The organism is Rhodococcus marinonascens NBRC 14363 (genome assembly GCF_001894885.1).
GTDB lineage: Bacteria > Actinomycetota > Actinomycetes > Mycobacteriales > Mycobacteriaceae > Rhodococcus_F > Rhodococcus_F marinonascens.
Map to the genome: position 1 here is coordinate 1 of NZ_BCXB01000060.1, position 11,337 is coordinate 11,337.

14 protein-coding genes and 1 pseudogene are annotated in these 11,337 nt (G+C 63.3%); 6 read left to right on the top strand and 9 right to left on the bottom strand.

The features are described 5' to 3' along the window. The 4 genes from RM2_RS21920 to RM2_RS21935 all read left to right on the top strand — a co-directional run. Positions 1 to 81 (top strand): excalibur calcium-binding domain-containing protein (locus RM2_RS21920; RefSeq protein ID WP_139277892.1); only part of this gene is annotated, 81 nt, incomplete at its 5' end. A gap of 130 nt (positions 82 to 211) precedes the next feature. Continuing rightward, positions 212 to 418 (top strand): hypothetical protein, encoded by a 207-nt coding sequence (locus tag RM2_RS21925; RefSeq protein WP_169846798.1) that lies wholly within the window; start codon positions 212 to 214, stop codon positions 416 to 418. A 26-nt stretch (positions 419 to 444) separates the two neighbouring features. Beyond that, a complete protein-coding gene (locus RM2_RS21930) occupies positions 445 to 654 on the top strand; it encodes a hypothetical protein (protein ID WP_139277891.1) in 210 nt (69 codons plus the stop codon). Between the two features lie 78 nt (positions 655 to 732). Next, positions 733 to 969 (top strand): histidine phosphatase family protein, encoded by a 237-nt coding sequence (locus RM2_RS21935; protein WP_084721944.1) that lies wholly within the window; start codon positions 733 to 735, stop codon positions 967 to 969. A gap of 23 nt (positions 970 to 992) precedes the next feature. On the opposite strand, the gene RM2_RS21940 is transcribed toward RM2_RS21935, so the two are convergent. The 3 genes from RM2_RS21940 to RM2_RS21950 form a co-directional block, all read right to left on the bottom strand. Continuing rightward, the gene (locus tag RM2_RS21940) at positions 993 to 2,051 is read right to left on the bottom strand and encodes a DUF4236 domain-containing protein (protein WP_072691614.1); all 1,059 of its coding nucleotides are present in this window, start codon (positions 2,049 to 2,051) and stop codon (positions 993 to 995) included. A gap of 21 nt (positions 2,052 to 2,072) precedes the next feature. Then, on the bottom strand, positions 2,073 to 2,678 hold the full coding sequence (locus RM2_RS21945) for a TerD family protein (protein WP_072691615.1): 606 nt from the start codon (positions 2,676 to 2,678) through the stop codon (positions 2,073 to 2,075). 215 nt (positions 2,679 to 2,893) lie between these two features. Beyond that, positions 2,894 to 3,469 (bottom strand): TerD family protein, encoded by a 576-nt coding sequence (locus RM2_RS21950; protein ID WP_072691616.1) that lies wholly within the window; start codon positions 3,467 to 3,469, stop codon positions 2,894 to 2,896. A 479-nt stretch (positions 3,470 to 3,948) separates the two neighbouring features. Between RM2_RS21950 and RM2_RS25450 the strand changes: the two are divergent. Further along, a pseudogene (locus tag RM2_RS25450) lies at positions 3,949 to 4,398 on the top strand (TerD family protein); the annotation flags it as partial. 105 nt (positions 4,399 to 4,503) lie between these two features. Then, entirely contained in the window at positions 4,504 to 5,118 is a 615-nt protein-coding gene (locus RM2_RS25455) for a TerD family protein (protein ID WP_245814092.1), read from the top strand. A gap of 141 nt (positions 5,119 to 5,259) precedes the next feature. Here the strand turns inward: RM2_RS25455 and RM2_RS21960 are convergent, their stop codons facing one another. The 6 genes from RM2_RS21960 to RM2_RS21985 form a co-directional block, all read right to left on the bottom strand. After that, positions 5,260 to 6,693, bottom strand: coding sequence for a vWA domain-containing protein (locus RM2_RS21960; protein ID WP_218017265.1), 1,434 nt, complete (start codon positions 6,691 to 6,693; stop codon positions 5,260 to 5,262). 541 nt (positions 6,694 to 7,234) lie between these two features. After that, a complete protein-coding gene (locus tag RM2_RS21965; protein WP_072691618.1) occupies positions 7,235 to 7,864 on the bottom strand; it encodes a TerD family protein in 630 nt (209 codons plus the stop codon). 67 nt (positions 7,865 to 7,931) lie between these two features. Further along, positions 7,932 to 9,050: a DUF475 domain-containing protein gene (locus tag RM2_RS21970; protein ID WP_072691619.1), complete on the bottom strand. Its 1,119-nt coding sequence runs from the start codon at positions 9,048 to 9,050 to the stop codon at positions 7,932 to 7,934. A gap of 30 nt (positions 9,051 to 9,080) precedes the next feature. After that, the gene (locus RM2_RS21975) at positions 9,081 to 9,656 is read right to left on the bottom strand and encodes a TerD family protein (protein WP_072691620.1); all 576 of its coding nucleotides are present in this window, start codon (positions 9,654 to 9,656) and stop codon (positions 9,081 to 9,083) included. 177 nt (positions 9,657 to 9,833) lie between these two features. Further along, entirely contained in the window at positions 9,834 to 10,409 is a 576-nt protein-coding gene (locus RM2_RS21980; RefSeq protein WP_072691621.1) for a TerD family protein, read from the bottom strand. Between the two features lie 194 nt (positions 10,410 to 10,603). Next, positions 10,604 to 11,059, bottom strand: a complete 456-nt coding sequence (locus RM2_RS21985) for a tellurite resistance TerB family protein (RefSeq protein ID WP_072691623.1) — start codon at positions 11,057 to 11,059, stop codon at positions 10,604 to 10,606. Positions 11,060 to 11,337: the final 278 nt, after the last annotated feature.

Here is an 11,337-nt window from a genome sequence, read left to right on the forward strand (position 1 = left end):
GGCGCCGCACCCATCTACGTCGGCGAACCCGGCTACGCCAGCAAACTCGACCGGGACGGTGACGGCGTCGCCTGCGAATGATCACGCCTGTTCACTGAAAAGATCTCCCCGAGAACGGCATTGAATGGCTGAAGAATTCAATGCGAACTCGGCCGCTGTCGAGCGTGCACGCGAAGCTGTCAATTCCAGCATCGACGTCCAGGAGTCGGACATGACCAGACCAGAGAAGACCGAACATCGCCCGGAAGTGGGCCGCAGCATGGACCGATTCACGAAGAACCTCATCGTCTGGGGCTTGTACGGCATCGCCGCCCTCGCCTTCGTCCTGAACTATTCGATGCTCGCCGACTCGCCGGGCGCTATAACTACGGGCCGGTTGAGGCGCACCTGTGGCCGCTGCCCATCCTCGGCCTCGTAGTCATGGCAGCCCGAGGTGTGCTGCAGATGACCAGCAAACGCTGGTACGCCTGGTCGATGCTCATCGCGGGAACCGGGGTGTCGATGCTCCCGGCCGTCGAGAAGGTGATGGTGCCGGCCGGGTCGCTGCCACCGATCGCAGCCGCAGCGGTGTATGCGTGGCCGCCGCTGTGCTTCCTCTTCGTTGTGCCTGTCCTTCGCGCCGCACACCTTGCGCGGGAAGATGCACCGCGGTGACAGCTCGGCTGAGGCCGGGCACTTCGCACCGTAGGTACGCACGCAAGGGCGGCGCTCCGGCAAGAGAGGAACACACAGGTGCGCAATCTGTACGTCGTAGCTCATCCTGAGGCGACTCACCACGTCGAGGGAGTCGTTGGCGGGTGGCATGATTCACAACTCACGTACGGTGGCATCCGCGCGGCGGGTTCCATCGCCGAAGCGTTGCGGGCAGGAATCCCCGACCGTGCCCAGGTGGAGGTAATTTCCTCGGATTTGCAGCGGGCGCAGCGGACGGGGACGCGCGGAGTACCAGGAGGTCGGACACAGGCCTGATTTCCTGTGTCATCCGCGGCCCCTCATACGGTCGGCAGCGCGGCGAGCGCCTCGGTCAGGCCAGGGTAGGCGGGATCCTCAGCCAGGATCTTCTCGAGGCTCTTCCTGGCAGCTGCCTTCCGGTTCTGTGCGAGGTCGACCTGTGCTCGCTCGATCAGTGCCCGATGACGCACACTCGCTGATCGGGTTCGCACGCGAAGGGCTTCCTTGAACGACTCACGGGCCGCTTCCGCGTAGCCCTGACGGGCGAAGGCGCGTCCCCGCAGTGCCAGTAGCAGCGCCGTCGCATCGTCTTCGTTTGTGACGCCGTTGGTCAGGTCGATCACATCTCGGTCCCGACCGGCCTCGCTGTACAAGTCGGCGAGCGATAGGGCAGCGGGGGTGGCTGGGTCGTCGATCTGCTCTACCGCGTCGATCGCGGCACCGATCTCGCCAGCCGCCTGGTGTAGCTCGGCGACTGCCAATGTTGCAACGGAGTCCCCGAGATGCAAGTTCGCGGTCACACCGTGCACGATCTCCACCGGCCAGGTGTGGTCCGCGAGTTCAGCAAGCAACGCCTCGATAGGTGTGAAGTCCGCCCGTTGGGCGATCGACCATGCCAGCAGCTCACGCGCCCGCTGCGCGCGCACTGGGTCGTCGGCGCCGGCGGTGAAGTGGAGGAGACCTTCGAGGGTGGCAATGAGGATCCGCAACTCGGGCATCGACGGGCCCCAGTATCGGGCCAACGGCGCGAAGTCGGTGGGGTCGTGCGAGTCCGCGAGAGTGAGAGCGTCGTTCGCCCACTGTGGTCGCGGCGGAGGAGGGGGCGGAGTGATCGAGTGCACCGGGAGTGGCTGTGAGGTCGGCTGGGGCTGCGGGGAGGTGGCCCGTCGGCTGGTGGATCGACGTGTCGATGATCCACGCAGTGTCTGTCTGTGCGACAGACCAGTTCCGGGTACCGATAGTGTTCGAGTGACCCGTCCGTTCGCGCCCCTTGTCATGCGGACGCCCTTGCCACCGACGGAGTAGCCGATGCCGGCCTTGGACACGTTCAGTGAAATGCCGGGAGCGAGCTTGATGCGCTTCTGGAATCGGAAACCCATGCGTTCGTCCTTCCGTACCAGTCAGATCTCGTACCCGGCGGGAACCGACGGATTTCGCCAGTCGGCGGGTGAGTCGGCGACTGGGTCAGGGATGGGGGTGGTGGTCTCATCTTCGACGGTGACGCCGAAGTCACGGGCCAGGCCGGCGAGCCCGTCGCGGTAGCCCTGGCCGACGGCACGCAGCTTCCACCGTCCGTCGCGGCGGTAGAGTTCGACTGCGACCGCTGCGGTTTCGTCAGAAAGGTCGTCGATGATGAAGGTGAACGTCTCGGTGCCGACGGCTGCCTCCACAGCCAGCTCTCCTAGATCGGCCAAGCGCGCCGCGGCTGGACCGTCGACGCTGACCGAGACAGCCACCGCGTCGATGGCGGGATCCGCCTGCGAGAGGGTGCAGACGAGGGTGTCGGTGACAACACCATCGGTGCGCGTCTTGCCCGTGTGGGTGACCGATCCGTCTGGTGAGCCCGGCTGGTTGTAGAACACAAAGTCGTCGTCGCTACGGACGCAGCCATCGGCCAGCAGCAGCGCCGACAGGTCTGCGTCGACATGGCTTACTCCCGGCCAGGAAACAGCGATCATAACCGGATGGTTGGGCAGCGTGGTGTTCTGACCCTTGCTGAGTTGCATTGCGTTCTGCCTCCTATTACCGGTCTCTGTCATTCTCCAGGCAATCGGACTTCGCTGAGCTGGTGTGGTCTAAGTGGTGACGTGGAGGCAGTGCGGTGGGTCATCTGGCCAGAGCGGATTCGGTCCCCCCACCCCACATGTTGCCGAGGGAATTCCGAAAGCACAGCGGCGCAACCTATTCGAATCGAATTATACCGCCACTCGTTCAGGATCGGTTAGACGTTGACGCCGAAGTCGCGAGCGATGCCGGACAGGCCGGAAGCGTAGCCCTGGCCGATAGCGCGGAACTTCCAGTCCGAGCCGTTGCGGTAGAGCTCCCCAAACACCATGGCGGTTTCGGTGGAAGCGTCCTCCGACAGGTCGTACCGGGCGATCTCGGTGCCGTCAGCTTCGTTCGCGACGCGGATGAAGGCATTGCGGACCTGGCCGAAGGACTGCGAGCGGTTGTCCGCGTCATAGATCGCCACGGGAAACACGATGGACTCGATGTTCGCCGGGACGGCCGTAAGGCCGACCTTGATGACCTCGTCGTCACCGCCGCCCTCGCCGGTGAGGTTGTCGCCGGCATGCTCGATGGCGCCCTCCGGGGACTTGAGGTTGTTGAAGAAGACGAAGTGCTTGTCGGAGACAACCTTCTTGTCGGCGCCCAGCGCGATCGCCGACGCGTCGAGGTCGAAATCCTGGCCGGTAGTGGTGCGAAGGTCCCAGCCGAGACCGACGGAGACCGCGGTCAACCCGGGGGCTTCCTTGGTCAGCGAGACATTTCCACCCTTGGTCAGGCTCACGCCCATGTCGGTTCTCCTGCACTCGTCGTTGTTGTAATCGCTAGTCGGCGGTGCTCCGGCTAACGGGGTTTGAAGGTGATGGCCGGATGAATTCCGACAATCCGGGTAGAGCCTAGCGCTGCTTCCCGTCTGCCGATATTGACGGTCCCACGGGTCGGGAGTCGCTGCGTCGCATCGTCGCCGGGGAACCGGTCGGGCGCCAAGCAACATCGAGCCCGGACATCCTCAGTGATCGTGGGCGCGAGGTTCTGAGGGCTCTGCCTGCGGACCCATCCTATGCCGACCTCGCCACCGGACTGATCCCGAGTGAGACCACCGTCAAGTCCACATCCCCCTCCGTCCTTGTCGAACCCGCGTCGAAGTGACCGCGCCGTGTTCTGGACAGACGTGGTCACCTCATCAGCTACGATCCTCATCCTGACCGGTTGCGAGGCCGGCGATGCTCAGGCGGACGCCTCCGCCCCGACGACAAGCAGGAGAGAACGATGACTTCGCTCGCTCGCGGCCAGAACACTCCACTGGGCGCCACGCAGATCACGATCAACGTCCCCGGCGTCACCCCAGGCACCGTTGACTTGATGGTCTTCCAAGTGACCGCGGCAGGCAAGGTGCGCAGCGACAGCGACTTCGTGTTCTTCAACGAGCCGGTCTCCCCAGAAGGCGCGATCCGGCTGACCGGACCGAGCACGGTCACCGTCGACGTGACGAGGGTGCCTCAAGACATCGCAACGCTGCGCCTCGCCGTCAGTATGGACGACTCAGCACCAGGAAGCCTCGCCCACATATCTGGACTCGGTGTCACACTGGGCTCGATCTCGGCCCCCGCACTCGGTCTTACCACCGAGCGGGCCGCCGTACTCGCCGAGATCTACCGGCGTGGTGATCAGTGGAAGGTCCGGAACGTGTCGGCCGGTTGGGACAGCGGCCTCAAAGGACTTGTCACAGAGCATGGTGTCGTTGTTGACGACGCCCCAAGTGCTCCGCCGAAGCCGCCAACGCAACCCGTCTCATCTCCTACAAACTCCACCCCCTCCCCCTCCCTGGCCCCTATCCGGAGACAGCCAGTCCAACTCACCAAAGTAACCCTCACAAAGGCAAGTCCCACAGTCTCCCTAGCCAAGAGTGGACAGACAGGCACGATGCGGGTCAACCTCAACTGGACCCAGGGTCGCCGCGGACTGTTCGGTGGCGGCGCAATCGATCTTGACCTCGCCTGCCTCTACCAACTCAAGAACGGGTCCAAAGGCGTCGTGCAGGCACTCGGCAGATCATTCGGCAACCTCCACCGCCCTCCGTACATAAGGCTCGACGGAGATGATCGGTCCGGGAGAACCGCGGGCGGCGAGAACCTCCATATCAACCTCGACCATCTCGCTGAGTTCAAGCGCATCCTGATCTTCGCCTACATCTACGACGGAGCCCCTAATTGGTCCGCCGCTGACGGAGTCGTCACCCTGTATCCCCCCACCGGACCTGAGGTTGAGGTGCGGTTGGATTCCCCGGACAATCGTGCCCGATCTTGCGCCATCGCTCTTCTGAAGAACGAGAACAACGAGCTGACCGTCACCCGCGAGGTTCGCTACATCAACGGAACTCAATCCGAGGTCTCGAAGGCATACCGTTGGGGTTTGAAATGGGCCGCGGGCCGCAAGTAGGCCCGCCACCGAGACCCCGTCGCCTATCGCAGATCGACTGCGCTACTTCCGCTGTCAGGTTTCTTGGCCCAGCCAGACAGTTCTGCATTCCAAAGTCGAGCGCCGACGAGGAGTCGCACGCGTAGATGCCGGACTTGCGTCTCAGAAGAGGATCCCGTGCTTGCGTGCGTCCTTGACCCAGGACGGGAACTCTGAAAGCAGGCTGTCGTACAGTTTCTTGTCGGGAATGGTCTCGATCTTGTCGACGGAGAAGAATCCGACGTTGTCGACGAGTCGGCCGGGCAGGGTGTCGAACTTCTCGAGGACTCCGAATCCCGCGCGCCCCAGTCCGACGAACTGCCAGAAGATCGGCTCGGAGACCGCGTCCCGAAGTTGCTCCTCGATCTCCCTGTTGCGGTACACGCCGCCATCGGAGAAGAACAGGACCAGCGTCGGTACGGGCTGCGGGTCAGCTCGTACCATGGCGCGCACGTCGGCGATGACCTTCTGCTCTTCGTTCAGGAATCCAATGTCACCCATGTCGAGTTGGCGCGGCACGAGTTTGTTCTTCGAACGTCCGAACAGCTTCATTTCGCCGACCCGGTTCATTTCGCCGACCCGGACGTGGAGGCGGGTCCACTCGGGTAGGTCACTGATCTCCAGATCAGGAAGGCGTGCACTATTAGTGGCGAAGATGAAGGCCTGCATGGTTCCGTCGTCGTCGAGCTGCGCGGCCACCGCGGCCATCCGCTCCACGACGTCGGTGACGATGCCCTTGTTGTAGAGCTTGGTCATCGACCCGGATGCGTCGAGGACCAGGACGACGCGGGCCTTCAGTTTGTCGCCGCCGTGCTTCTTCAACGAGACCGCGACCTGCCTTTTGCGCAGGTCAAGGCGCTTGCGCATGTCGATCGGCAGGAGGTCCAAGGATGGCTGCGCCGACTGCACCGCGGCGGGCGACGGGGTCAACTGCTGCTGCGACGGCGGGCTCGGGTGGATGCCGGCGGTGGCCCCGTTGCCGGCGCGGTGACCGACCGGCGGCGCCGTCATGGTCGGTGCCGCGCCGGTGACCACCGGTGTCGGGGTGGGTGCGTCGTCGACGGTGACCCCGTGGTCGGTGACCAGGGCAGCGAACCCCCCGGCGTAGCCCTGTCCGACGGCGCGCACCTTCCAAATACCCTGGCGGCGGTAGAGGTCGAGCGCAATGACGATCGACTCGCTGTCGAGGCCGTCGATCCGGTACTCGAACAGAACGTCGCCGGCCGGGTCGCGTAGTTGCGTGATCGGGGGTGCGTAGAGGCCGAACCGGCTTGTGGCGTCGGCGAGGGTGATGATGGCTCGAACCTCTGCGATGTCTGCGGGGACGTCGGCGAGGGACACGAGAAGGTTGGCCGGCTGCCCTGGCAGGCTGGCCTGCAGGCTCACTCCGGGGCCACTGGGCTGGTTGTAGAAGATGAAGTCGTTGTCGGAACGCACCGTTCCCGCTTCGGTGACAAGGAGGGCCGATAGGTCGGCTGGAGCCGAGACGCTCACGGAGACCATCACCTCGGTACCGGAAAGCGGTGCGTTCTGCCCCTTGCTCAGCTGTTGTGACACGTCAAAGTCCTTCGTGGATAGAGGGTTCCGGGATTGATGGCACGGCTGTCGCAGTGAGGGGGTTGATCTAGGTGAGGGTCTTTTCGCCTGCAGCCTTCTACGTGGTGTAGATTTCGCGGGCTTGCTGCGAGACCTTCCAGACATGGGGCTCGCACCACTGTCGCCATTCGGTGATGAATCGGGACGTCACGGGTTCCCCTTCACTAGTCCCGTGTACTAGCGGGAAAGACTGGTTTCACCTCGACCGGTTCAGTCATCGCGTCACCAGGGCGGTCAGCAGATCCACGAAGGTCACTCCCCGATTGGTCACGCCGACCACCGAGGCACGCATGACAACACGCTCCGCCCGGCCCCGGTGTGGTGTGAACTCTCGGAACCGTACCTTGCCGTCAGCGACCTGAGCCGGATCCGTCCCTCTCGTGGCAGGGAGCAGGCGGCACTGAACTCCTGCAATGTGATGACCGCGCCGGAGCCAACTACTCGGCCCTGCGAACCCGTCCGTGGTGGGTCCGCCGGCCTCCTGACGTCAGCCGCTAGTCGGCTACTTACTGCCCGCCGTCCATTCCATGCCGAATCCGTAGGCCTGATCGATCTCCTGCTGCCCACCGCGGATGTAGCGGACCTCGCGGGTGACGGTCAGTTCCCGGCCATTGCTCTCCAGCATCGCGATCGCGCAGGAGAGGGCCTGGTTGTCCGCCGAGTCGAGTTCGACCTCGACCTGCGGGCCGGAGGAGGGGAAGAGAGTCACAACACCGTTGGCCTGCGACCAGTTCGGGACACCTTGGTAGATGAAGGCGAAGATCAGGATCCGCCGGAACTTGGTGATGTCGGCGAGGTTGATGTGCAGGTTCTCTCCCGCGGTGTTGCCGCCGCTGCGGTCGTCCCCGTCGAGGTAGATGAACGGCGGCTCGTTGACCGCACCGAACGAGTTCCCGAGTGCCTGCACTACACCCCTGGTGCCGTCGGCCAGCTCGTACATCGCGCCCAGATCCAGATCGATGCCCGGTGTCGCCGCGGCCTTGAGCTTGGCGAGGAATCCTTTGTCCGGCGTTGCAGCGCGCGCGGTCCAGTTGAGGTTGACCCGCATCGTGCCTTGTCTGTCACCGGACTTGGCGAGTGAGACGGTGGGTGTGGACTTGTCGAGGGTGACCTTGTTGAGGTTGATCGCCATGATTGGTTCTCCTTGTGATACGGGTTGCGCCCCGCTCATGGGAGTGGGGCGCAACAGCTCGGGTTGGTCAGGCGTTCGCAGGCTCTCGCTCGGCGCTGTCGCGGTCGTCGGCGGCGGCGTCCGGGATGCGCTTGTTGCGGATGATGCTGGTAATCAGTGCTGCGAGGATAACTACGACGCCGACGAGGCCGGTGAAGATCTCCGAGACGTGAGTACCGATGGAGTAGAGCAGGATCATTGCGAGCGCACCGATCGCGTAGTGTGCGCCGTGTTCGAGGTAGACGTATTCCGTCAGGGTTCCCTGGCGGACCAGGTACACCGTGAGCGAGCGGACGAACATCGCACCGATGAAGCCCAAGCCGAGGGCGATGATGACTGGGTCCGCGGTGACAGCGAAGGCGCCGATCACGCCGTCGAACGAGAACGACGCGTCCAGGACCTCGAGGTACAGGAACAGGAAGAACCCTGCTTTACCCGTTGCCGTGGCCAGCTGGGTCGGTCCGGAACGGCCGGACGGCTCCTCTTCGTCACTGTTGAACAGCTCCCCGAGACCGTTGACGGCGATGTAGCTGATCATGCCCAGCACGCCGGCGATCATGACCGTCGAGGTCTCGTCGTCGTGAGCGATGAACACGGCAGTAAGGACCAGCAGACCGGTGGCGATGACGACCTCGAGCTGGTCGAGCTTGCCGATCTTCTCGAGAGGTCGCTCGATCCACGACAGCCAGGTGATGTCCTTTTCCTCGAGAATGAAGCCGAGGAAGAGCATCAGCAGGAACATTCCACCGAAAGCAGCGATCTGCGGGTGCGCGTCGGTGATCAACGTTTCGTAGCTGGGCGATCCGTCCGGGAAGTATGCCCCGCCGCCTGCTGGAGGATTCAGTGCAAGGTCGATCGCCGCCGCCGGGCCGAGCCCGGAGGCGATCCAGACGATGATCAGGGGGAAGGCCAGCCGCATACCGACGACGGCGATGAGGATGCCGATGGTGAGGAAGATCTTCTGCCAGAACTCGCTCATCCGGGCCAGGACGGTCGCGTTGATGACCGCGTTGTCGAACGAGAGGGAGACCTCGAGGATGCCGAGGATGGCGACCAGTAGCAGTGCCTGCGGGCCGCCGTAGAGGAACGCCACCACCAGGGCGACGACCGTAACGACGAACGAGACTCCGAAAATGCGGAGAACCACGTGGGGTGGCCTTTCTTTGTAGGGCGTTGCTCAGATGTTGACGCCGTAGTCGCGGGCGATGCCCGACAGACCGGATGCGTAGCCCTGACCGATAGCGCGGAACTTCCACTCGGACCCCAGACGATAAACCTCGCCGAAGATCATGGCCGTCTCGGTCGAGGCATCTTCGGACAGGTCGTAGCGTGCAAGCTCGATACCGGTGTTGCGGTCGACGATGCGGATGAACGCGTTGATGACCTGACCGAACGACTGACTGCGCTCGACGGCCTCGTGGATCGATACCGGAAAGAAGATGTTGGTCACGCGTGGATCGAGTGTTGTCAGATCGATGTTGATCGACTCGTCGTCGCCCTCACCGGCACCGGTGAGGTTGTCGCCGGTGTGCTCGACTGCCCCACAGGGGGAGTTGAGATTGTTGTAGAACACAAAGTGCGGGTCCGATAGTACTTTTCGATTCTGACCGGTCAACAGGGCGGATGCGTCGAGGTCGTAGTCGTCGCCATTGGTGGTGCGCTGGTCCCAACCGAGCCCGACGGTGATCGCCGTCAGATGGGCCGACTGCTTCGACAACGAGACGTTGCCGCCCTTGGCTAGTGAGACGCTCATGATTACTCCGATCGAAAGTGCTTGCTAGAGAGGGATCAGCTGACCCCAGCTGGCGAAGCATTGGTACGTGAGACCTGAAAAATGCCGAAGATATAACTACCCCGCCATTGGCACTGTCCGCTGAAATGGTGGCGCAACCGATCCGCGATCAGCTACGCCGCCGCGGAAATTGTCGGTCTAGGCGTTGACGCCGTAGTCGCGGGCGATGCCCGACAGTCCCGATGCGTAGCCCTGACCGATTGCGCGGAACTTCCAGTCCGAGCCGTTGCGGTAGAGCTCACCGAACACCATCGCGGTTTCGGTGGCAGCGTCCTCCGACAGGTCGTAGCGTGCGAGCTCCGAGTTGTCCGCCTGATTGACGATGCGGATGAACGCGTTGGTGACCTGACCGAACGACTGCGAGCGGTTGGCGGCGTCGTAGATCGATACCGGGAACACGATGGACTCGATGTTCGTCGGTACGGCAGCGAGGTCGACCTTGATGATCTCGTCGTCGCCGTCTCCACCACCGGTCAGGTTGTCACCGGCGTGCTCGATCGCGCCCTCCGGCGACTTGAGGTTGTTGAAGAACACGAAGTGCTGGTCGGAGACAACTTTCTTGTCGGCGCCCAACGCGATCGCGGAACCGTCGAGGTCGAAGTCTTGCCCGCTGGTGGTGCGAACATCCCAGCCGAGACCAACGGCCACCGCGGTCAAACCGGGGGCTTCCTTGGTCAGCGAGACATTTCCACCCTTGGTCAGGCTCACGCCCATGTTTCGTCCTCCTGGACTTGTTGCTGTGTTGATCCCCGATGCGTTCGGGTGATCGGGGTCTGTGGTCGATTTCCGGCAGGTTCCGGCGATCGGGATGAAGCCTAGATGTCACCGTTCAGGCCGCGGCATGGAACAGAGTTACTGCCGCTGAACAGAATCTGAACGATCGGCGACCGTCGCGCACGTCGGTCGTCTCAGAGGTCGAACTCGCCCGGGTTGATACCGACGGCAAAGCACGCTTCCTTGACGGCTGCCTTCTCGTCAGCGTCGAAGTCGCCGTCGGCGCCGCCGATGATGATGCCGATCTGAATCACGGCCCGCGCCTGCTCGGGTTTCGCCTTCAGCTTGCCTATCGTTGCCGTGGCCTCCACCTTGCCGAAATCGTAGTCGCCCTGAAGCTTGTCGCAGAACCAGTCGAACTTCTGTCGAAGATCTTCCGGTGCAAACACTTTGAGCGCTTCGTTGGACATGATCAGGGCGGCCGTCTTCTGCCGTTCCGAAGCATCGATGCGACCGTCCGCGGCCGCGATGAGCGCGCACATCGCCATGGCGCCGTTGGCGAACTCCTTGTTCTTGAACTGCGCAGTCTTGGTCTGGAGCTGTCCGTTCAACTCGTGTGTCTTCGTCTTGAGCTGATCCCAGAAACCCATGTTGTCCTCTCGGATGCCTCGCTGTCGGGCACCGCGTCCCCCGTTTGTGTCCCAGATGTGTTCGCTGCGGTCCTCGGGCCCGAGCGACAGCTGGAGTGTACTGTTGTGCTCTTTCCGCTCCGGCGGTCGGGCGGTCGCGGCGGTGATCTGGCGTTCGATGGATTGTCGCCTGTCGGGACGCATTATTGTGGATGACCGTGTTGCGCTCGGCTTCGAGTGCGCTGACCTTCTGAGCGGCCTCGACTTGCGGCATCTACCGAATCCGCCCGGCCGGTCGG